The sequence below is a fragment of the Cypionkella sinensis genome, assembly GCF_042646385.1.
Lineage (GTDB): Bacteria > Pseudomonadota > Alphaproteobacteria > Rhodobacterales > Rhodobacteraceae > Cypionkella > Cypionkella sinensis.
This window is the reverse complement of record NZ_JBHRTO010000001.1, coordinates 2,189,859-2,210,743: the sequence shown is the minus strand read 5'-3', so window position 1 is coordinate 2,210,743 and position 20,885 is coordinate 2,189,859. Positions and strand designations below refer to the sequence as shown.

Genomic DNA, 20,885 nt, shown 5'->3' with positions numbered 1-20,885 from the left:
ATCATGCTGTTGTTTGTACTGGCGTTTATTGGTGGAATGCTGACGATCGCGAGCCCCTGCATCCTGCCGATGCTGCCGTTCGTGTTTGCGCGGGCAGGGCATCCCTTTGTCAAGAGCACCTTGCCAATGCTGGTGGGCATGGCTGCCACCTTCGCCGCCGTTGCCTCGCTTGCAGCGGTCGGCGGTGAATGGGCCGTGGCTGCAAATCAATATGGCCGCAACATAGCCTTGGTCGTGATGGCAGGATTTGGTGTGGCGCTGTTGCTTCCTTCGCTCGCCGAAAAGCTATCACGACCCGTCGTGGCGCTCGGCGCGCGGTTGTCGGAAACGGCAGATCGCACGCGCCGCGGCGGTGGGTCAGTCGTCGCGCCATCCCTGCTCCTAGGCGTCGCCACAGGATTGTTGTGGGCGCCCTGTGCCGGACCGCTGCTTGGGTTGATCCTGACAGGGGCCGCAATCAATGGGGCCAACCTGACCACAAGTCTGTTGCTGTTGGCCTATGCCCTAGGCGCAGCCACGTCGCTTGCCTTAGCCTTGCTGGTCGGCGGGCGGGTGTTTCAGGCGATGAAACGCTCGCTGCACGCTGGAAACTGGCTGCGTCGTGGGTTTGGCGTTGCGGTCATTATTGCGACGGCCGCGATAGGGCTTGGTGTCGATACCCGCATTCTGGCGAAAGCGTCTTACGCCAGCACGGCGATCCTAGAGCAGCGGTTGCTTGACAGCATGACCGCGCCACAATCCGAACCAGCAATGCAGGGCGAGATGCTGCAAAACGCGCCTGCCTCGGCCATCCCCGCATTGCAGCCCGCCATTGTCACCCAGATCAAGGCTGAACGCGTCAGACTTACTCTGCCGGTCGAACCGACCCAACCAGACCTGAAGGGTGCGGTGCAATGGTTAAACTCGGAACCGCTGCAGATGCGCGATCTGAAGGACAAAGTTGTGCTGGTCAATTTCTGGACCTTCGGCTGCATCAACTGCCTGCATACGCTGCCCTATGTCAAAGCCTGGGCTGAGAAATATGCGGATCAGGGCTTTGTCGTGATCGGCGTGCATTCACCTGAATTCGCCTACGAGAAAGACCGCGACAATGTCAAAGCCGCAGTAAAGGATCTGGGCGTTACTTTTCCGGTCGCACTCGACAATGATTTCACCATCTGGCGCCAGTTCAACAACCGCTACTGGCCCGCGCAATACTTCATCGACGCCAATGGCCAAGTCCGCTTCCACCATTTCGGCGAAGGTAAATACGATCAGTCTGAACAAGTGATCCGGCAACTGCTTGCCGAACGTGATGCAGCCGCGCCCTAAGCGCTGCCGGCTTCGTCTCTCATTTCCAAACACTCACCGAAAGGAAACGCCATGCGCAAATCCCTGACCCAACGCCACAGTTCCACCAATCACCCACCGCGGCGCGCCATCATTGCGCTTATGGCTCTGCTGACAGGCACGGCGATGCTGCCTGTTAGCGTCAGCTTTGCCGGTGAGGGTGTCGCTATCCCGGCCCCCAGCATTGACGAGGCTGCAACAGCAGGCACGCAAACCGCAATTTTCGCAGGCGGCTGCTTTTGGGGCGTGCAGGGAGTGTTTCAGCATGTCGACGGGGTCATCAGCGCCACCTCGGGTTACACAGGCGGCGATACAGCAAACCCCAGTTACGATGTGGTCACAACTGGCACCACTGGCCATGCCGAAGCGGTGAAGGTCGTCTACGATCCGTCGAAAGTGACCTATGGCCATTTGTTGCAGATTTTCTTCTCGGTCGTCGCTGATCCCACCACTTTGAACTACCAAGGCCCGGATCACGGCACGCAGTATCGCACGGCGATCTTTCCGACCAATACCGCACAGGCCAAGATCGCCAAGGCCTACATTGCCGACCTCGATGCGGCGAAAGTGTTTGGCGCCGCTATCGTGACCAAGATCGAGCCCCAAGCAAAGTTCTATAAGGCTGAAGACTACCATCAGGATTTTCTGACACTGAATCCAACTTATTTCTACATCGTCATCAACGACCTGCCCAAGGTTGCCGATCTGAAATCGCTGTTCCCGCAAAGTTATCGCGCCAAACCAGTTCTGCTGATGAACTGAGAATTTGCGCTTTCGGTCCACAAAGCATGTATGCTCGCGGCGTCAGATCTAAGGATGCCGCGAGCGACACAACAAAAACAATGCCCATTCATCCAATCAGGTAGCCCGTAACGCCCATGGAAATGCACCAGATCAAATACTTTCTGGCCGTGACGCGGACGCTGAACTTCACCCGTGCGGCGGATCAGTGCAATGTGACCCAGCCCTCGCTGACCCGTGCGATCCAGAAGCTTGAGGACGAGTTTGGCGGCATTTTGTTCAACCGCGAACGTGCGCTGACGCATCTGACAGAACTGGGCCGCATGGTGCTGCCGCATCTGGAACAAACTTACGAGGCGGCCGAGGCTGCGACCCTTTTGGCCAACAGCATCGGTAAAGCCGAGGTGACACCGCTGGTGATCGGGGTCGCCGATGGTCTGCATCTTCCGGTGATGGATGACATTCTGGCCAATTTGGCCACCACCTTGCCAGCGCTGACGCTCGATGTGCGCGGCGGAACCTCGGCACAGGTGCTGGATGCTGCACTAAAGGGCGGAATTGATCTGGTGATCATCGCGATGCCGGAACAAGCGCCCGACCGGCTTGAGACATGGCCGCTTTTCCAGCAGCGCTATGCCGTAGCAGTCGCGGCCCACCACCGCGGCGGCAATGGCCAGCCAATTGCAATGGCCGAGGTCGCGGCAGAGCCATGGATCGATTGCGGAGATGCCGGAACGGCGATCTGGCGTAACGCTGCATGCGCGATGGGATCTACGCCGACCTTTCGTCACAAGGTCGAAAGCCGCAGTCAGGCGCTGCGCCTGGCAGCCCTCGGTCTTGGTCATGTGATCGTGCCCGCGGGGCTTGCCGCGCCCGGCCTGCGCGTGGTGAGCCTGTCAGACTGCGAACTTTACCAGAAAGTCGTACTGGGAGCCGTTGCGGGTCGACGTCGGGGCTATGCCGCCGAAGCCTTTCTGCGTGCGGCCCGCGCGCGCGACTGGCAGCCCGTTGGCACAGACCCTGCCGGTCAGGTGGGCCTGATCAAACTGGAAAGCGCACAAAGCACGGCAGCGGGTTCAGCCCTGTGATGAAAATCGGGATCGACAAAGGAAAAATGTACCTGCCGCGATGGGTCCAGCAGGAATGTGGCAGGTGCCGGCAGCAAACCGTTTGAGGTTCCATAGGCCTCGGCCAAATCAAACCCATCTTCGCGAAACTGCTGCAACACCAACGGGCCTACCGGAAACGCCAGACCATAGCGCAATGCCACGCCCAGATCGGGATCACACAGCACCACGGCGTCTTCGCCTGCAATCTGCGCCAAACCTGCCAACCGCCCGCCGGTTTCGGGTGTCACAATGATCAACCGCCCACCTGCCGCGCGCAACGCGTCGCGGTTTTCAGCCCAAGCCCCAATTTCTTCCGCGCAAAACGGGCACCAACTTCCGCGATTAAAGCTCAGAACCGCCGGACCATCGGCCAACAGGTCTTGCAACCTGCGCAAACGCCCCATGGCATCCGGCAAGGCAAAATCCGGCGCAAGTGCGCCAACCTGCGGTGCATTGGCCATCGCTTCCGAACTGCGCAGCCGTGCGATCAGCGCATCATAGCTTGCCATCCAGCTGCCCGGAAGGGCGCGACAAGCGGCAAGACGCGGCGCAAGGGGAGGTGGGTTTTTCATGCAGCCATCATTGTGCAATTTTCGCGCCGCATAAAGAGGGCCGCTCGCATGGGTTTCATACGCGTAAAGCATGATAGCGCCCGGGTGATAGCTTTCGAGTATTGAAAGCATAGGTAGGTGGCATTTTCTATTTTGGGTGGCTTGGGGCACCTTCAACCTAATCGGTCCCGCTGTGGATCGGTTCTAACCCGTCAGGTCAAACGTCAATCGCTGCATGACCTGCGCCCAAATGGAGAATTGCCATGAACCGTTTTCTGATCATCCTCGCGATGTCGACCGCCATGACTGCCCCGGCTTTTGCCGACTCGATGGCCAAAGACATGGCCTGCAGCGCCTTCTCGGCCATGGACTCTGCGGGCATGATGGCCGCCATGAACGAAGCCAAAATGGCTGGCGACGCTATGGCGTCCGGTGACGCGATGGCCTCTGGCGATGCAATGGCATCCGGTGACGCAATGGCTTCGGGCGATGCGATGGCGTCTGGTGACGCCATGGCGAAAAGCCCCGAAGATGAAATGGCTGCTGTGGTCGAAACCTGCAAAGAGCATCCTGACATGATGCTGATGGATGCGATGCACCCCAAGATGTGATCTGGCTTGGGCACCGCGGGTATAGCGGTGCCCGAACTACCCTCTGACCCGATCAGGATAGCAAAATGCACATCACCGACCCAGTGACCATGGCGCCCCCCTCTACGCCGAAAGGTGGCGACCTTGTGGACCGACATCGTCTGTCCACGCGGCTTTGGCATTGGACGAATGTTGTGACTTTTGTGATCATGCTGATGAGCGGCCTTATGATCTTCAACGCGCATCCAAGGCTTTACTGGGGCGCCTATGGTGCCAACCCCGATTACGCCTGGTTGCAGATCGGAGCCACGCAAGCCAACACCGGCTTTGTTCGTGTTGGCAACCTTACTGTCGACACGACCGGAGTCTTGGGCCGCTGGGCTGACAGCGGTGGCCAAGTCCGTAACCGGGCTTTCCCATCATGGGCGACGCTGCCGCAGACTTATAATCTCGCATTGGCACGTCGCTGGCATCTGACTTTTGCCTGGGTTTTTGCCGTCGGCCTTGCCGCCTATCTGATCCGCAGCTTGGCCAACCGCCATCTGCAACGCGACTTGCTGCCCACCTCAGACGAAGTCCGCCCCTCGCATATTTGGGCTGACATCAAACACCACGCCAAATTGCAATTCCCAACCGGGGTTGCCGCCCTGCGCTACAACGTCTTGCAGAAGTTTGCATATCTTTCGGTGCTGATCGCGCTGATCCCCGGCATGATCCTGACTGGCTTTACCATGTCGCCTGGCCTGAATGCCGCGATGCCATGGTTGCTTGATCTGTTTGGCGGCCGTCAATCGGCGCGGTCCCTGCACTTCATTTTCGCCTTCGGCCTTGTTGGCTTTATCGTGATCCACCTCGCCATGGTCGTGCTTGCGGGTCCCCTCAACGAAGTGCGCTCGATGATCACCGGTCGCTACCGTCTGCCGAAGGAGAAAGTCTGATGCCGCTTCTGACCCGCAGATCTTTTTTGACTGGCCTTGGCTTTTCCACGATTATCGGCACCACCGCCGGCCTTGTGGTCAGCCCAACATTCCGCGACCTGATCTTGGGCAGCGGCGAGAAACTGGCGTATCAAACCCATCGCCTGATCGGGCGAAACGCCTTGGCTCCAGAGTTTACCGAGGCCGATCTCTCCCCCGATTTCCGCACGAACGGCAATACTATGCCTGCCTCTGCCGAGTATCAGCGCCATATCGAAACCAATTTCGCCAACTGGCAGTTGCAAGTCGACGGCCTTGTCGCAACTCCGAAGGCCTTTTCGCTGGCCACGCTGAAAACCATGCCAGCCCGCACCCAGATCACTCGCCACGATTGCGTTGAGGGTTGGAGCGCGATTGGCAAATGGACAGGCGTGCCGCTCAGCGCGTTGTTGTCGCAAGTTTCACTCTTGCCCACCGCGCGGTATCTGGTGCTGCACTGCGCTGATGATTTCAGTGGCAACGCCTACTACGAAAGCATTGATTTGGTGGATGCTTTCCATCCCCAGACCATCCTTGCCCACACGATGAATGACACGCCGCTAAGTGTCGGCCACGGCGCGCCACTGCGCCTGCGGGTTGAACGGCAGTTAGGCTATAAGCAAGCCAAGTACATCATGCGCATCGAAGCCACCGCTACCCTGGCCGGGGTTGGTCTGGGTAAAGGCGGGTTTTGGGAAGATCAAATCGGCTATGATTGGTACGCGGGTATCTAGGCATCGGAGTGCGAAAGCCCACGGGTCTTACGAACGACCATTGGCAATCTGTTGGCCTCAGAGCAGACAGCAGACGCGTTGAAGATCGCCTATTTCCACAAGGCCAAATAGAGCACCGCGCCGGACGACACCGGCGCTGGGGGGGTGCACACCGTCGCGGCCAGTAAAGATGGAACTCTTTTGCGCCACGGCGCGTGCGCAGTTTCTGCGCAAAGGGCATATCACGCCGCCGCCTCGTGAACTTCACCACCGATGTGCAAGGCTTCACTCCGGGCATCGGCAGTCTGATTGCCATCCATCACAATATGCAGGGCCGGGGCAAACATGCCGACGCGGTGGAGAGGGATGCCGTAACGCGCCCACTCACCTACGAGCTTAACGACCTCCGCTCGGTGTGGGCAACCGCGCCTGCATCGTGCTGAGCCCGGAGCGGGGTCTGCAGTTCAAGACGGACCAGAACCAGACCGGCAGCCAGATTGGTCTGAAGAACGCGGCCGGGGCTTGGACCCTGATGTGGGAGCTGCTGAAGGCGACGGGCTGGACACCGCAGCGCCCGCTCTCTTGCCACCGATGCCGGGTGATTTTGCTGAATGGGGAAAAGCACTCGGAAGGGCACCTCAGTTGCAACCCTGCCTTCAGCGACTGGATGATGGGGTGGCCACCTGGTTGGACCGATCCGCTGCAGCCGGTAATGGGGTGGTGCCACTGGCTGCGGCGCGCGCATGGCGCATGCTGAAGGCTGATTTGATGGTGTGAAAGCACCCTTTAAACGGGGTTTAAATGCCCCGTTGAAAACAAGCTTGTGTGGACTGAACCGGGGCGGCTGGTAACAAATTGACCCACGCGACTGCAGCGCGCGTGGAAGTCGAAGCTGGTGGTGTGAAAGCGGCCCCCGTGTGGTGCGATCATACCCCAAAAGGCCTTCCCTCATAAATGACAACCCTGTAACAGATCCTCCATTGCTGAAGAAATAGGTGTGAAGTTGCCCGATTTAGATTTCGAGTCCCGAGTCAAGGGATGGCTAGATGATAGAGCGAATCTTCCCACGCGGCTCGCGCGATCAGTTAGGGCATACCGTCACAACAATCTTTCAGGATGGAGTGCATGGTCAGGAGTACATTGGACCAGCCGGACAGCTCTAGCGAGTTCTGGGCCGGCCATCGCTTACGCTTCCGGGAGTTCTATGTCCGCGGTTAAGGCCGGTGTGTTAGCCGCAGGGCTTTTCTTTTCACATTCGGCTGTTTCTTACTTTGGGCAGAGATCTAAGGGCAAGAAGCGTGGACCTAATCCGACGACCATTGATGCCATGATACGGATCGGTGACATTCTTTCTTCTAGAACTGTAATGGGTGGGAAAACCGCTGAAAAACAAGCTGCGATTGTTGCGGCACTAGGCTTGCTTGAGGTTCTGGCGAGGGAAGTGACGTGTCGACAGAAGGGTGAGATATCCGTGTCGTTGGCAACCTATGAGGGGAGCAGCAGGAATACGATGCGATTGAGATTTCGTAACCCCGGCAACGAGCGCCCTCAGAACCGATCATTCGATGCTACCGATCTTTTGGCCCATCGCGCATGCCAAGCGGGTTCTGAACCCCGTGTGGTTCACGACCTTAAGGGGTTTGGAACCAAGGCCAAGAAGAGCCCCACGCAGTCGGCGGTGACATATCGATCATTCTTGATTTTCCCGCTTCGAGGCGATCGCGGTGGGGAAGAGAAAATTATTGGTTTTTTATCCATCGATGCGAGTACCCCGTATTCATTCTTTGGGAACCGTGCTACGACTATAGTCGTTAACTCCCAGCCGATTATCACCCACATTCAGGCGTTGCTTTAAAAAGGAGGGAACCATGTTTGCACGAGTTTCAGACCACGAAACAGCTCGCCGATTTCATAGTTTGTCCGATGCAGAGCGTCTTGAGCGTCTGCGCGTCGCAGCTGAGAAGATTTCATTGATGCATTCGCGGGGAGAACTAACCGCGGAGCAAGCAGCCGAGGAACTAAGCAAGCTGACGATTGCAGGTTCGAATGGTTTCCTGCGTCTGTTTGGCCTCTAATTTGAGAACAGTGCTCTCTGCTCACACGTCTTCGATCAATAAAAATCAGAATTTCGGGAACCTTTGAGGTCGCTCTCGCCCTGCTAGGTTAGCGGTATTTTGACTGGCCGCCGCGCCAGCGCGCTGACTCGCGCTTCGTGTTGATTGGCGGGGTTTTGACTTCTGATCACCAACAGTATTGAAAATCGTGTTGCTGCAGACTCTGCTGTCAAACTCTGCAGCTTTTGCTGTCACGCCACACACACACAATCTGTCCACAGAAGATTTCGGCAGAAATCGCTTTACAGGCTTCCCCCCTGAGATCAACATCTAGTAAAGGTCTGTCAGCCCTGCGCTGTAAATTGCGGTTCACCATGCAGTTGGTGGCTGGTAATGCTTCTGGGCCTTTATTGTGGGGCGCGCTATGTCATATTCTGAAGATTATCTGCTCAGTGACGATCTTCATCCGATCGACATCGTGGAAAACCTTGCGGCGCATCATGATTGGGAATTTGATCGTGTCACAGATGACCAGATCGCCATGGCGGTGGAAGGGCAGTGGCGGACCTATGCGCTGACCCTCGCGTGGTCGGCGCAGGACGAAACGCTGCGACTGATCTGCACATTTGAGATGGAGCCGCCAAACGACAAGATCGCGGCGCTTTATGATGTGTTGAACCGCTGTAACGATATGGTCTGGACCGGGGCGTTTACCTATTGGGGCGAGCAGAAGCTGATGGTGTTCCGCTATGGGCTTTGCCTTGCCGGCGGCCAGATGGTCGCGGCCGAGCAGATTGACCGGCTGATTTCCGGCGCGATCACTGCCTCGGAGCGGTTTTACCCGGCGTTCCAACTGGTGTCTTGGGCCGACAAATCTCCGGCTGAGGCGATGAAAGTCGCGATTGCCGAAGCGTATGGCCGCGCCTGAAGCCTGCAACCTGCCACTGATTTCCATCGCCATCCGTCCTTAATCACGCCCCGGCGTGATTTTTGATTCAATGTCGCGGCAAAGCGCATTACCCTCGCGGCAAAAGGGGAGTTTTCGATGATGCTGGATGGGGTTGCCCGCGACGGGTTGGTTTTGTTGGGCTGCGGCAAGATGGGCACCGCGCTGCTGACCGGATGGCTGGCGGCCGGAGTGCCCGCGACAAGCGTCTGGGTCATCGAACCGCACCCGACCGATTGGCTGCAAGCCACCGGTGTGCATCTGAACGCTGGTATGCCGGCAGCGCCTGCGGTGGCCGTGCTGGCGGTCAAGCCGCAGATGATGGGCGCGGCGCTGCCCGCCTTGCAGGCGCTGGGCAACGGCAAGACATTGTTTGTCTCGATCGCGGCGGGCACCTCGATCGCCACGTTTGAGGCGGCCTTGGGCGCACAAACCCCGATCGTGCGCACCATGCCAAACACGCCCGCAATGGTTGGCCGTGGCATCACCGGCATCTGCGCCAACGCCCATGCCGGGGCTGCGGGGCTGGCGCTGGCGCATCAGTTGATGCTGGCGGTGGGGCAAGTGGTTGAACTCGATGGCGAGCACCAGATTGACGCGGTGACGGGGGTGTCCGGCTCTGGCCCCGCCTATGTCTTCCATCTGATCGAAGCGATGGCGGCGGCGGGCGAGGCCGAGGGGCTTTCTGCCGATGTGGCGATGAAACTGGCGCGGGCCACGGTCTGCGGGGCTGGCGAACTCGCCTACCAATCCAGCGAGCCCGCTGCACAGTTGCGCATCAATGTGACCTCGCCGGGTGGCACGACGGCGGCAGCGCTGGGCGTGCTGATGGATGAAACCTCGGGCTTCCCGCCGCTGCTGAAACGCGCCGTCAAAGCCGCCGCAGATCGCGGGCGGGAGTTGGGGAAATGACCAGCTCTGCCCAGATCACCTACGACGATTTCGCCAAAGTGGATATCCGCGTTGGCCGCATCACCCGCGCCGAACCCTATCCCGAAGCGCGCAAACCCGCGATCAAGCTCTGGCTCGATTTCGGGCCCGAGATTGGCGAGAAACGCTCATCCGCACAGATCACCGCGCATTACACCCCCGAGGCGCTGATCGGGCGGCAAGTGCTGGCCGTGGTCAATTTTCCGCCGCGCCAGATCGGCAAGTTGCTGTCCGAAGTGCTGGTGCTTGGCCTGCCCGATGCCGCAGGCGAGGTGGTGTTGATCGCGCCGGATCAGGCGGTGCCGCTGGGAGGTAAACTGTTTTGATGAAACTGCTGATCACCCGCCCCTTGCCCGATCCCGTCATGCAGGCCGCTCGTGCCCGGTTTGACGTGACCGCCCGCGCCAGCACCCTGCCGCTGAATCACGCCGAATTGCGCCAGGCCCTGAGCGATTTCGATGTCGTGCTGCCGACCCTTGGTGATCTGTTCAAGGCCGAGGTCTTTGCCGATGTGCCGCAACCACGGGCGAAATTGCTCGCCAATTTCGGGGTTGGCTACAACCATATCGACACCGCCGCTGCCAAGGCGCTGGGCATTGCCGTCACCAATACCCCCGGCGCTGTCACCGATGCCACCGCAGATGTGGTGCTGACCCTGATGCTGATGACGGCGCGGCGCGCGGGCGAGGGTGAGCGGATGCTGCGGGCGGGCGCATGGCAGGGCTGGCACCCGGTTCAGATGCTGGGCGCGCCCGTCTCTGGCAAGACGGTTGGCATCATCGGCATGGGGCGGATCGGCCGTGCGATTGCGCAACGCTGCCATTTTGGCTTTGGCATGCAGGTGATCTATCACAACCGCTCGACCGTCGATGCCGGTGTTCCCGCGCGGCAAGTGCCGATGGCAGAGGTGCTGCAAGCCGATTTCGTGGTCATCGCCGTGCCGGGTGGCCCGGCCACGCGGCATCTGATCAACGCCGCCGCCTTGGCGCAAATGTCGCGGCATGCGATCATGATCAATATCGCGCGTGGCGATGTGGTGGATGAAGCAGCGCTTGTCGCGGCGCTGCAAACGGGGCAGATCGCGGGCGCGGGGCTGGATGTCTATGAACACGAACCCGTCGTCAGCCCTGCGCTGATCGGTATGGAAAACGTCACCCTGCTGCCGCACCTTGGCACCGCTGTTCTGGAAACCCGCACCGCGATGGGCATGATGGCCGTCGCCAATCTGATCGCGTTTCAGGATGGGCAACCCTTGCCCAACCCCGTCTGATGATAGGCTTCATCTTGGCGCAAATACTCCCGCCGGAGGCTTCCGGGGCCGATGGCGAAGCCTCCGGCGGGAGTATTTATGCCAAGATGAAGCCCAAGCGCCAAAGCCGGGGGAAGGGGCTCGATGCCCCTGAGACCGGCATCTGGTTGGGGGGGATGCCATGATCATCTCACGCGGGCGGCGTTATATCTTTGTGCATATCCCTAAGACTGGCGGCACGGCGCTGAGCCTCGCGCTGGAAGATCGTGCGATGAAGGACGACATCCTGATCGGCGATACCCCGAAAGCGCGGGCGCGCAAGGGGCGGCTGAAGGGGGTAAAGGCGGCGGGGCGGCTTTGGAAGCATTCGACGCTGTCCGACATTGCCGGGCTGGTTTCGGATACCGAGATTGCCGATTTCTTCACGCTGACGCTGGTGCGCAATCCATGGGACCGCGCCGTCAGCTATTATCACTGGCTGCGCGGCCAGAATTTTGCGCATCCGGCGGTCGGTCTGGCGAAATCGCATGACTTCAGCGGCTTTCTGAACCATGCCCAGACCCGCACCGCCTTCGCGCTTTGGCCCTATACCGCCTATATGCGCGACCGGCTTGGGTTTGAGCGCGCCAGCCTTTATGCGCGGCTGGAACATCTGGACGCCGATCTGGCCCGGTTTGAGGCGCATCTTGGCTTTCGCATCACCCCCGTGCCAACCGCCAATACTTCAGAGCGCGCCCGCGATTGGCGCGGGTTTTATTCGGATGCCGATGCCGCGCTGGTGGCGCAGATCAGCGCCGAGGATATCATCCGGTTTGGCTATCGCTTTGATCCCGATTGACCGTGCCGCTTGGGCGGATTGCTCAAAAGTCATTCCCAACTGGGAATGACTTGTGGTTTTGGGTAGGTTTTGGCAGTTTTTCCACAACATGTTGTGGTTGATTGCGAAAAGCCTGTCACCGGGTGGTTATGCTGCCTTCTGCGCGCCAAAGCGGCCGTAAAAGCTTTCGCCGCTCAAAGCCATCTCGCGCAGCAGGGCAGGGGCGGTAAAGCGGCTGCCAAATTCTGCCTGCAGCTTTTCGCAAATCTCGACCGCGCGGGCTGCACCGATGATGTCGAGCCACGAGAACGGACCGCCCGACCACGGCGCGAAACCCCAGCCGAGGATTGCCCCCACATCGCCTTCGCGGATGTCGGTCAGCACGCCTTCTTCCAGCGCGCGCACGGCTTCCAGCACTTGCGCCATCAGCAGGCGGTGCTGCACGGTGGTGAGGTCCGGGTCGGTCTGGTGCGGGTATTTGGCCGACAGCCCCTCCCACAGGCCTTCGCGTTTGCCTGCGGCATCATAAGCATAGAACCCGGCGTTGGCCTTTTTGCCCAGGCGGCCTTGGTCTGCCATCCAGAACAGCACCGCATCCACCGCGCCATCGGGGTAGGCATCGCCAATCGCGGCTTTCGTCGCCTTGGCGATCTTTACGCCCAGATCAATCGAGGTTTCATCGACCAGTTGCAGCGGGCCGAGCGGCATGCCCACCAGTTTCGCAGCATTCTCGATCAGTGCCGGTTCCACCCCTTCGGCGACCATGCGGATGCCTTCGTTGATGTATGGGATGATGCAGCGGTTGGCGTAGAAGAACCGCGCGTCGTTTACCACGATGGGGGTCTTGCGGATGGCGCGGACGAAATCCAGCGCCTTGGCGACGGCGACATCGCCGGTCTGTTTGCCGCGGATGATCTCGACCAGGTTCATCTTGTCGACGGGGCTGAAGAAATGGATGCCGATGAACTGATCGGGGCGGGCCGAGGCTTTGGCCAGCATCGAGATCGGCAGGGTGGAGGTGTTGGACGCATAGATGCAATTGGCCCCTACGGCGGCTTCGACCTTGGCGGTGACTTCGGCCTTCACTTTCGGGTCTTCGAACACGGCTTCGACCACCAGATCAGCGCCTGCGAGTGCGGTGTAATCGGTGGTCGCGGTAATCCGTGCCAGCACTTCGGCCTTTTTCTCGGGCGTGACCTTGCGGCGCTGGATGCCCTTGTCGAGCAGGTCTGCCGAATGGGATTTGCCGCGATCCGCGCTTTCCTGTGTGGCGTCGATCAGTACCACCTCGATCCCGGCATTTGCCGCGACATAGGCGATGCCAGCCCCCATCATGCCTGCGCCGATCACGCCCAGCTTTTTCACCGATTGATCGGCAACGGCGGGGCGGTTTGCGCCTTTCTCCAGCGCCTCTTTGTTGATGAACAGGCTGCGGATCATCGCCGAGGAGGACGGGTTCAGCAGAACCGAGGTGAAATGCCGTGCCTCGATCCGCAGGGCGGTGTCGAAGGGAACCAACGCGCCTTCGTAGACGGCCGCGAGCAGGGCCTTTGCGGCGGGGTAGACGCCCATGGTCTTGCCCAGCACCATGGCGCTTGCGCCGACAAAGGTCATGAAGCCCGCCGGATGATAGGGCGCGCCGCCGGGCATTTTATAGCCTTTGTCGTCCCACGGTTTGATCAGATCGGCGTCTTTCGCGGCCAGCACCCATTCTTTCGCGCGGGCGAGCAGTTGATCGGGGGCGACGACTTCGTCAATCAGACCTGCCGCCTTGGCAGCTTTGGGATCAGAGAGCTTGCCTTCCAGCAGGAAGGGGGCGGCCATCATCGCGCCGAGTTTACGCACAAGGCGCGTGGTGCCGCCCGCGCCGGGGAAGATGCCGACCATGATCTCGGGCAGGCCGATCTTGGCGCGTGGGTTATCCGCCGCGATGATGCGGTGGCAGGACAGCGGCAGTTCCAGCCCGATGCCCAAGGCGGTGCCGGGCAGGGCCGCCACGATTGGCTTGCCGCCCTTTTTGGTTTTGGGGTCCATCCCCGCCAGTTCGATCTTGCGCAAGACCTTGTGCATGGTCATCACGCCGTCGAAAATCGCCTGCGCCCCGCCTGCGCGCATTTCGGCGATGACGTTCAGATCCATGCCGCCCGCGAAATCTTTCTTGCCGCTGGTGATGATGATGCCCTTGACGCTGGCATCGGCCAAAGCCTGATCCACCAAGCCGCTGAGAGCGGCGAAGGCCGCCGTGGACATCACGTTCATCGACTTTGCCGCCACATCCCAAGTGATGGTGGCAACGCCATCGGCATCTGTGGTCATGGTGAAATCGGTCGATGTAGAATCAGTCATGGCATTCTCCGGTCAGGGTGTGCGGTGCCGTCACGGCGCAGGTAGCGCCGGGCGGGGTCGTCTTTGTGGGTGATAAGATCGTGGTCGGTGTAGTGGATCACATCGCGCTGGTGGCGTGTGCCGATAACGAGATAGCGCAGGGGCGCGTTGCTGCGGTTGGCGATACGGTGCCCGATCGGCGTGCCCGCAGGCCAACAAGCGGTATCGCCTGCGCGCAGGGTGGTTTCGCTATCTTCGATCAGCACCGCTTCGCCCAACAGCATGTAGACCATTTCATCCTCGGCCTCGTGCCAATGGCGGTGGCCGGAAAACGCGCCGGGGGGCAGTTCTTCGATGAAGGCGCCGAATTGGCTGAGACCGCCCAAGTCTGAGATCAGCTGATACCGATAAGCGCCCAGGCCTTTGCCCAAGACCGCATGTTCTGCGTCTTCGGCGTCAACCCACGGCCGGGATGCATCCGGCAGGATGCGCGGGAATTGTGGTGCGGGATCAAAGGGTTTGCCCCAGACTTCGGGCAGGTTCAGCAGTTCGGGCGGCAAGGCACCGCCGCGCAGCACGGTGCCATCGGCGGCCTCAACCCGCCAATCGGTTGCGGTGTTGATCTGCCGGTCGCCGGTATCGGGATAGGTGCAGATGTCTCCCGATACCCGTGTGCCGATGATCAGATAGCGGCAGGGTTGTTCGGTGTGGTTGTGCAGATGATGCGCATTCGGATCGCCGTGCCCCCAGCAGGCCGCATCGCCGGGATGCAGCAGATGCGGGCCGTCGTCGTCGATCACCGTCGCGGCACCGTCCAGCAGATAGACCATTTCATCTTCGGCGCTGTGCCAGTGCCGGGTGGAGGAATAGGCCCCGGGTGCCAGCGTTGCCAGATACGCCCCGAACTGCGTCAGCCCGCCAGCGTTGGACAGCGGCAGCGCGCCGTCGTCTTCGTGGAGTATCTGGTTTGGCTCCAGCTTCACCGCGGCCCCTCCCATTTGGTGCCGTCCTTGTAGGTGTAGGTGGCCTGCCCAGCCTCAACCGTCAGCACCAGATCGACGTCGGAGTACGTGGCGACCTCACGCTTGGCCTTGCTGCCCACCACCAGAAACCGCGCTTCTGCGCCCGAGCGGTTGATGAAATGATGCCCGTCCGGCACGTTCGCCGGAAACGCCACGCAATCGCCCGCCTGCATCACGGTTTCGCCCGCATCCTGCACCAGCACGCATTCACCTTGCGTCACCATGACAAATTCATCTTCGGCCATGTGCCAATGCCGCAAGCTGGACAAGGCCCCCGGCTGCAGGATCACCATATTGACGCCAAATTGCGTCAAGCCGCCCGCATCGCCCAAGCGCAGGCTGCTGCGCCCGGCCATCATCTCGGCATAGGGGGATGGATAGATCGAGCCGGTTTTCAGCGGCACCTTGCTGAGATCAAGTTTCGTCATCGCTTTCCCCCTCTGCCGCCGATACGGGCGTGAATGCGCCGCCGGTGATTTCCGACAACCCCAAACTGAACCGGATATGCCCGCGCACGCTTTCAATCTCGGCGATCCGCCAGCCGTCTGGTGTCTCTGTCAGCACGAAATGCGAGACAAAGGGTTCAACGATGCGCTGCGCGCCCACCATGATGTGAATGGTGCAGCGCACCCGCAGATGCGACTGATCAATCACGGCGATCTCATTGATCTGGCGGAAGATATCCGTCACACCCCGGCCTTTCAGGTTATCGTGATAAAGCTGAAAGTCGGCGCGCAATTCGTCGGCATTGTGCAGCACATAGGCGACATCGCCGCGCGGCGTGATGGTCAGGGGCAGGGCCATTACGCTGGCATAGGCGGGGAAGTCGCCGTCGAGCAATGCCCGCGTCAACCTTTCGCCCAATGCGGTAAAGACCTGCCCCGGCATGACTACATCCGCTCGATGATGGTCGCAGCCCCCATGCCCGAAGCGATGCAGAGCGTGGCAAGGCCAACCGATTTGCCGCTGCGTTCCAACTCATCCAGCAGGGTGCCGATGATGATCGCCCCGGTGGCCCCCAAAGGATGCCCCAAGGCAATCGAGCCGCCGTTGACGTTGACCAGCGCCGGGTCAACGTCGAAGGCCTGCTGAAAGCGCAAGACGACGCTGGCGAAGGCCTCGTTGACCTCAAACAGATCAATGTCGCCAATCGCCATGCCCGCGTCGCGCAGGATTTTCTCGGTTACAGGCACCGGGCCGGTCAGCATGATAGTGGGATCGGTGCCTATCTTGGCAGTGGCACGGATGCGGGCACGGGGTTTCAGCCCATGCGCTGCACCAAATTCGGCATTGCCGATCAACACCGCCGCCGCGCCATCAACGATACCGGATGAGTTGCCAGCGTGGTGGATGTGGTTGATCCGCTCCAGATGCGGGTATTTCATCAGTGCGATCTTGTCGAAACCGGGCATGCTTTCGCCCATGTCCTTGAACGCAGGGCGCAGGGCGGCCAAGGTGGCCATATCGGTGCCGGGGCGCATGTATTCATCGCGGTCGAGGATGGTCAGACCGTTCTGATCAAGAATCGGCACAACAGAATTGGCAAAGCGGTTGTCGGCCCAAGCGGCGGCGGCGCGCTCTTGCGATTCCACCGCCAAAGCATCGGCCATCTCACGGGTAAAGCCGTATTCGGTGGCGATGATGTCGGCGGAAATGCCTTGAGGGACGAAATAGGTTTTCATCGCCAGACCCGGATCAACCGCGATCGCGGCACCATCCGAGCCCATGGCAACCCGGCCCATCATCTCGACCCCGCCCGCGATGTAGGCCTGACCCGCGCCGCCCTTCACCTGATTGGCGGCAAGGTTCACCGCCTCCATCCCCGATGCGCAAAAGCGGTTGATCGCAAGGCCGGGGATCGACTGATCCAAGCCCGAGGCCAGCACCGCCGAGCGTGCCAGACAGCCGCCCTGTTCGCCGACCTGGGTGACATTGCCCCAGATCACATCCTCGACCGCGTGGCCTTCCAGCCCGTTGCGCAGGCGGATAGCATCCAGGATCTTGGCGGAAAGCGCCACCGAGGTCAGCTCGTGCAAAGCGCCATCCGGGCGGCCCTTGCCACGCGGGCTGCGCACGGCGTCATAGATAAAAGCGTCGGTCATGTTGCCTCCTTACGCCCGGTCAGAGGGATTGCCGGGCATCAGATCATAGGGATGTTTCCAGCCGGGTTGGGCGGCGATGCGGTCCAGCCAGGCGTCGATATGGGGCCAATCCTTGCGGTCAAAACCGAAAGGTTCGGGGTAGTAAAGATAGCCGCAGAGCGAGAGGTCTGCGATGGTCATCGCCTCACCCGCGACCCATTTGCGCCCCTCGAGATGGCCATTCAGCACGGTATAGGCGGCTTTCAGGCGACCCTGCAGGAAGGGCACCACGCCTTCGGGGCGTTTGTCTGCGGGCAGGAAGTTTGCGAGAAACCGCGCGGTGCCGATCTGGGTGGACAGCTTGTGATTGTCCCAGAACAGCCAGCGCAACACCTCGCGCCGCTCTGCCGCGGAGCGCCCGCCGAGTTTGCCGGATTTGCTGCTGATGTAATCGAGGATCACGCCGGATTGCGTCAGCGTGGTGTCGCCATCGACCAGTACCGGCACCTCGCCCATCTCATTGATCGCGCGGAACTCGGGTGTGCGGGTGCCGCCGTTGAAGAAATCAACAAACACCGGCTGCCATTCCATATCGGCGAAGGTCAGCGCCAGTGCGACCTTGTAGGCATTGCCGGATTCGCCAAAGCAGTAGAGTTGTGCGGTCATCGCTTAACGCCCTTTGTTGATCCCGAAAAAGCCGGGGGTTTTCCACCCCCGGACCCCCGGAGAGTATTTTCGCCAAGATGAAGAACGATTCGTTAACCATTCCTCGGCAGTCTCGTCTTGCGGCACAGGCTGGAGAGCCGATGGCCGCCCAAGGTGAAGCCCTGCGTCTGCTTAAATCGGATAGCCAAGCCGTAAGTGCGGTCGCAGGGTGATCACGCCTTACGCTTCATCTTGGCCTAAATACTCCCGCCGGAGGCTTCGACAGATCAACCGGCGGACGGGTGGTTACTTGCGCGCCTCCAGTTCCGAATTGAACAGCCGCAAGCGATGCGTCAGGTTGTCGTGGTTGATCACGCTTGAGTAGTTCTCAAACAGAAACGACAGTGCCTCACCCTCATCCAGACCTGCCTCTTTGGCAAAGGTTTTCAGGCGGCGATAGCCATCCTCGGTCATGGCGACCGGAAAGCGGCGGGTGAGGCGGAAGCGTTTCGGCATGGGTTTCTCCGTTGACCTATACGTCAGCTTAGAACGCCTCTGCGGCCAGCGCCATCACCGGATCGGCCCCCGATTCAATCCGCGCGAGGTGCATCGCCGTGGCGGGCAGTTGCCGCTGCATGTAATAGCGCCCGGTGGCCAGTTTGGCGTTCAGGAAATCGGCATCGCCGCCTGTATCCAGCCCGGCAAAGGCGGCCTTGGCGATCTTGGCCCACATCAGGCCCAGGCAGGTGTGGCCCATCATGGTCATGAAGTCATAAGACCCCGCCAGCGCCGCATTCGGGTTTTTCATTGCGTTGTTCATGAAGAACATCGCCGCCGCCTGCACATCCTTGGACGCGGCTTTCAGCGGATCGAGATAGGGCTGCATCCGCGTATCGGCCTCATTTTCCTTGATGAAGGCTTTGACCAGCGCAAAGAACGCCATCACATGCTTGCCACCATCGGTGGCGAGTTTGCGGCCTACCAAATCAAGCGCCTGCACGCCATTGGCGCCTTCGTAGATTTGCGCAATGCGGGCGTCGCGGACGAATTGCGATACGCCGTTGTCCTCGATATAGCCGTGGCCGCCCCAGATTTGCTGGGCCTGCACCGCCATCTCAAACCCCTTGTCGGTCTGGAAGCCTTTCAGCACCGGGATCAGCAGCGATACCAGACCTTCGGCATCGGCATCGCCCGCGCGCACCGATTGGTCGATCATCGAGGCCGCCCAATAGGTGAACGCCCGCGCGCCTTCGACAAAGCTTTTCTGATCCATCAGGTTGCGGCGGATGTCGGGATGCACGATCAGCGGATCAGCCGGGCCTTTCGGGTTCTGCGCGCCCGTCACATCGCGGCCCTGCAGACGGTCTTTCGCGTAAGCGAGGCTGTTTTGATAGGCAGCCTCGGCCACGGCGTAGCCTTGCAGACCCACGCCCAGACGCGCCTCGTTCATCATGGTAAACATGGCGCGCATGCCCTTGTGCAGGTCGCCCAGCAGGTAGCCCACAGCGCCGTCATAGTTCATCACGCAGGTGGCGTTGCCGTGAATGCCCATCTTTTCTTCGACCTTGCCGACCGCCACGCCGTTGCGCGCGCCCAAAGAGCCGTCGGCATTGATCAGAAACTTCGGCACGATGAACAGCGAGATACCCTTGGTGCCTTCGCCGCCACCCGGAGCCTTGGCCAGCACCAGATGGATGATGTTCTCGGCCATGTCATGCTCGCCTGCCGAGATGAAGATTTTGGTGCCGGTGATCTTGTAGCTGCCATCCGCCTGCGGCTCGGCCTTGGTGCGCATCAGGCCCAGATCGGTGCCGCAATGCGGCTCGGTCAGGTTCATCGTGCCGGTCCAGTCGCAGGAGACCATTTTAGGCAAATAGGTCGCCTTCTGCTCGGCCGAGCCATGGGTGTGGATCGCGGAATAGGCGCCGTGGGTGAGGCCCTGATACATGTTGAAGGCCATGTTGGCCGAGACGAACATCTCGCCCACCGCCGTTGCCATCACGTAAGGCAGACCTTGGCCGCCATATTCCGGGTCGCAATCCAGCGCTGTCCAGCCGCCCGCCTTGACCGCATCAAACGCCGCCTTGAAGCCGGTGGGCGTGCGCACCACGCCGTTTTCCAGAACGCAGCCTTCCCGGTCGCCCACCGCGTTCAGAGGCTCCAGCACGTCCGATGCCAGTTTGCCCGCTTCCTCTAGCACGGCGGCGGTGAAACCCGCGTCCAGATCGCTGTAACCGGGAATGTCGCGGCCCGAGACCCCCAGCACATCTTGCAGCAGGAACTGCATGTCTTTCAGCGGGGCTGTGTAGCTGGTCATCGGCCTTACTCCTCAATTCGGCTGTCTGCGGTGGTCTGTCTGCGGGTCGTCTCTATTCGGCGGCAGCGCGGAAGGCGGCCAAGGTTTGGGCCGCGCTGTGCAATTCGGTTTCCAATTCGGCGATGGCGATGCTCAGCTCATCCCGTTGTGCTTTCATCTGCGCCAGACGGTCCTGACCCAGATCGAAGGTGCGCGACAGTTGCGCCTGATTGCTGCCGTTTCGGTCATACATATCCAGCAGTTGCCGGATGTCTTCGAGGCTGAAGCCAAACCGTTTGCCGCGCAGGATCAGTTGCAAGCGCGCGCGATCCTGCTTGGTATACAGCCGTTTGCTGCCAGCGCGGATCGGCGACAGCAGTTCCTTGGCCTCATAAAACCGCAAGGTGCGCGCGGTTACCTGATAGGCATCGCACATCTCGCGGATCGAAAGGGTTTCAGTCTGGGTCTCAGTCTGCGTCATGGCACGTCCTCGGCAAAGCATGCCGGGTAGATGGGAACTTTTCGCCATCA

At 60.4% G+C, this 20,885-nt stretch carries 24 protein-coding genes; 14 read left to right on the top strand and 10 right to left on the bottom strand.

What is annotated here, in order from left to right; genetic code table 11:
- The first annotated feature begins 3 nt into the window (after positions 1 to 3).
- From ACFOGH_RS11030 to ACFOGH_RS11020, 3 genes are all read left to right on the top strand, one after another.
- Positions 4 to 1,311 (top strand): cytochrome c biogenesis protein DipZ, encoded by a 1,308-nt coding sequence (locus tag ACFOGH_RS11030; protein ID WP_380073123.1) that lies wholly within the window; start codon positions 4 to 6, stop codon positions 1,309 to 1,311.
- A gap of 51 nt (positions 1,312 to 1,362) precedes the next feature.
- Positions 1,363 to 2,091, top strand: coding sequence for a peptide-methionine (S)-S-oxide reductase MsrA (msrA, locus tag ACFOGH_RS11025; protein WP_380073122.1), 729 nt, complete (start codon positions 1,363 to 1,365; stop codon positions 2,089 to 2,091).
- 122 nt (positions 2,092 to 2,213) lie between these two features.
- Complete coding sequence (locus tag ACFOGH_RS11020) at positions 2,214 to 3,158, top strand: LysR family transcriptional regulator (protein ID WP_380073121.1); 945 nt, start codon at positions 2,214 to 2,216, stop codon at positions 3,156 to 3,158.
- Here ACFOGH_RS11020 and ACFOGH_RS11015 read toward each other — a convergent pair.
- On the bottom strand, positions 3,098 to 3,688 hold the full coding sequence (locus ACFOGH_RS11015) for a peroxiredoxin-like family protein (RefSeq protein WP_380073120.1): 591 nt from the start codon (positions 3,686 to 3,688) through the stop codon (positions 3,098 to 3,100). The genes ACFOGH_RS11020 and ACFOGH_RS11015 overlap by 61 nt on opposite strands.
- Positions 3,689 to 3,993: 305 nt before the next feature.
- Here ACFOGH_RS11015 and ACFOGH_RS11010 point away from each other — a divergent pair, with 305 nt between their 5' ends.
- The 11 genes from ACFOGH_RS11010 to ACFOGH_RS10960 all read left to right on the top strand — a co-directional run bounded on the left by ACFOGH_RS11010 (position 3,994) and on the right by ACFOGH_RS10960 (position 12,006).
- The gene (locus tag ACFOGH_RS11010) at positions 3,994 to 4,341 is read left to right on the top strand and encodes a hypothetical protein (RefSeq protein WP_380073119.1); all 348 of its coding nucleotides are present in this window, start codon (positions 3,994 to 3,996) and stop codon (positions 4,339 to 4,341) included.
- A gap of 65 nt (positions 4,342 to 4,406) precedes the next feature.
- On the top strand, positions 4,407 to 5,258 hold the full coding sequence (locus ACFOGH_RS11005; protein WP_380073118.1) for a cytochrome b/b6 domain-containing protein: 852 nt from the start codon (positions 4,407 to 4,409) through the stop codon (positions 5,256 to 5,258).
- Positions 5,258 to 6,010 (top strand): molybdopterin-binding protein, encoded by a 753-nt coding sequence (locus tag ACFOGH_RS11000; protein ID WP_380073117.1) that lies wholly within the window; start codon positions 5,258 to 5,260, stop codon positions 6,008 to 6,010. The genes ACFOGH_RS11005 and ACFOGH_RS11000 overlap by 1 nt, the downstream gene beginning before the upstream one ends.
- A 394-nt stretch (positions 6,011 to 6,404) precedes the next feature.
- Positions 6,405 to 6,746, top strand: coding sequence for a hypothetical protein (locus tag ACFOGH_RS10995; RefSeq protein ID WP_380073116.1), 342 nt, complete (start codon positions 6,405 to 6,407; stop codon positions 6,744 to 6,746).
- Positions 6,747 to 7,193: 447 nt separating this feature from the next.
- Positions 7,194 to 7,844: a hypothetical protein gene (locus tag ACFOGH_RS10990; protein ID WP_380073115.1), complete on the top strand. Its 651-nt coding sequence runs from the start codon at positions 7,194 to 7,196 to the stop codon at positions 7,842 to 7,844.
- Between the two features lie 13 nt (positions 7,845 to 7,857).
- Positions 7,858 to 8,064: a hypothetical protein gene (locus ACFOGH_RS10985; RefSeq protein ID WP_380073114.1), complete on the top strand. Its 207-nt coding sequence runs from the start codon at positions 7,858 to 7,860 to the stop codon at positions 8,062 to 8,064.
- 403 nt (positions 8,065 to 8,467) lie between these two features.
- Positions 8,468 to 8,971 (top strand): type III secretion system chaperone family protein, encoded by a 504-nt coding sequence (locus tag ACFOGH_RS10980; RefSeq protein ID WP_380073113.1) that lies wholly within the window; start codon positions 8,468 to 8,470, stop codon positions 8,969 to 8,971.
- A 117-nt stretch (positions 8,972 to 9,088) separates the two neighbouring features.
- On the top strand, positions 9,089 to 9,901 hold the full coding sequence (gene proC / locus ACFOGH_RS10975) for a pyrroline-5-carboxylate reductase (RefSeq protein WP_380073112.1): 813 nt from the start codon (positions 9,089 to 9,091) through the stop codon (positions 9,899 to 9,901).
- Positions 9,898 to 10,245 (top strand): tRNA-binding protein, encoded by a 348-nt coding sequence (locus ACFOGH_RS10970; protein ID WP_380073111.1) that lies wholly within the window; start codon positions 9,898 to 9,900, stop codon positions 10,243 to 10,245. Before proC ends, ACFOGH_RS10970 begins: the two co-directional genes overlap by 4 nt.
- Positions 10,245 to 11,189: a 2-hydroxyacid dehydrogenase gene (locus ACFOGH_RS10965; protein WP_380073110.1), complete on the top strand. Its 945-nt coding sequence runs from the start codon at positions 10,245 to 10,247 to the stop codon at positions 11,187 to 11,189. Before ACFOGH_RS10970 ends, ACFOGH_RS10965 begins: the two co-directional genes overlap by 1 nt.
- A gap of 160 nt (positions 11,190 to 11,349) precedes the next feature.
- Positions 11,350 to 12,006, top strand: coding sequence for a sulfotransferase family 2 domain-containing protein (locus tag ACFOGH_RS10960; RefSeq protein WP_380073109.1), 657 nt, complete (start codon positions 11,350 to 11,352; stop codon positions 12,004 to 12,006).
- A gap of 126 nt (positions 12,007 to 12,132) precedes the next feature.
- Here the strand turns inward: ACFOGH_RS10960 and ACFOGH_RS10955 are convergent, their stop codons facing one another.
- The 9 genes from ACFOGH_RS10955 to ACFOGH_RS10915 all read right to left on the bottom strand — a co-directional run bounded on the left by ACFOGH_RS10955 (position 12,133) and on the right by ACFOGH_RS10915 (position 20,835).
- Positions 12,133 to 14,331 (bottom strand): 3-hydroxyacyl-CoA dehydrogenase NAD-binding domain-containing protein, encoded by a 2,199-nt coding sequence (locus ACFOGH_RS10955; protein ID WP_380073108.1) that lies wholly within the window; start codon positions 14,329 to 14,331, stop codon positions 12,133 to 12,135.
- Positions 14,328 to 15,308: a cupin domain-containing protein gene (locus ACFOGH_RS10950; RefSeq protein WP_380073107.1), complete on the bottom strand. Its 981-nt coding sequence runs from the start codon at positions 15,306 to 15,308 to the stop codon at positions 14,328 to 14,330. The genes ACFOGH_RS10955 and ACFOGH_RS10950 overlap by 4 nt, the downstream gene beginning before the upstream one ends.
- Positions 15,290 to 15,760, bottom strand: a complete 471-nt coding sequence (locus tag ACFOGH_RS10945) for a cupin domain-containing protein (RefSeq protein WP_380073106.1) — start codon at positions 15,758 to 15,760, stop codon at positions 15,290 to 15,292. Before ACFOGH_RS10945 ends, ACFOGH_RS10950 begins: the two co-directional genes overlap by 19 nt.
- Positions 15,747 to 16,220: a hypothetical protein gene (locus ACFOGH_RS10940; protein WP_380073105.1), complete on the bottom strand. Its 474-nt coding sequence runs from the start codon at positions 16,218 to 16,220 to the stop codon at positions 15,747 to 15,749. The genes ACFOGH_RS10945 and ACFOGH_RS10940 overlap by 14 nt, the downstream gene beginning before the upstream one ends.
- Before the next feature lie 2 nt (positions 16,221 to 16,222).
- Positions 16,223 to 17,434 (bottom strand): acetyl-CoA C-acetyltransferase, encoded by a 1,212-nt coding sequence (locus ACFOGH_RS10935; RefSeq protein WP_380073104.1) that lies wholly within the window; start codon positions 17,432 to 17,434, stop codon positions 16,223 to 16,225.
- Between the two features lie 9 nt (positions 17,435 to 17,443).
- Entirely contained in the window at positions 17,444 to 18,079 is a 636-nt protein-coding gene (locus ACFOGH_RS10930) for a glutathione S-transferase family protein (RefSeq protein ID WP_380073103.1), read from the bottom strand.
- A 285-nt stretch (positions 18,080 to 18,364) separates the two neighbouring features.
- A complete protein-coding gene (locus ACFOGH_RS10925; protein ID WP_380073102.1) occupies positions 18,365 to 18,574 on the bottom strand; it encodes a hypothetical protein in 210 nt (69 codons plus the stop codon).
- A 28-nt stretch (positions 18,575 to 18,602) separates the two neighbouring features.
- On the bottom strand, positions 18,603 to 20,375 hold the full coding sequence (locus ACFOGH_RS10920) for an acyl-CoA dehydrogenase C-terminal domain-containing protein (protein ID WP_380073101.1): 1,773 nt from the start codon (positions 20,373 to 20,375) through the stop codon (positions 18,603 to 18,605).
- 52 nt (positions 20,376 to 20,427) lie between these two features.
- Positions 20,428 to 20,835: a MerR family transcriptional regulator gene (locus ACFOGH_RS10915; RefSeq protein WP_380073100.1), complete on the bottom strand. Its 408-nt coding sequence runs from the start codon at positions 20,833 to 20,835 to the stop codon at positions 20,428 to 20,430.
- Positions 20,836 to 20,885 lie beyond the last annotated feature (50 nt).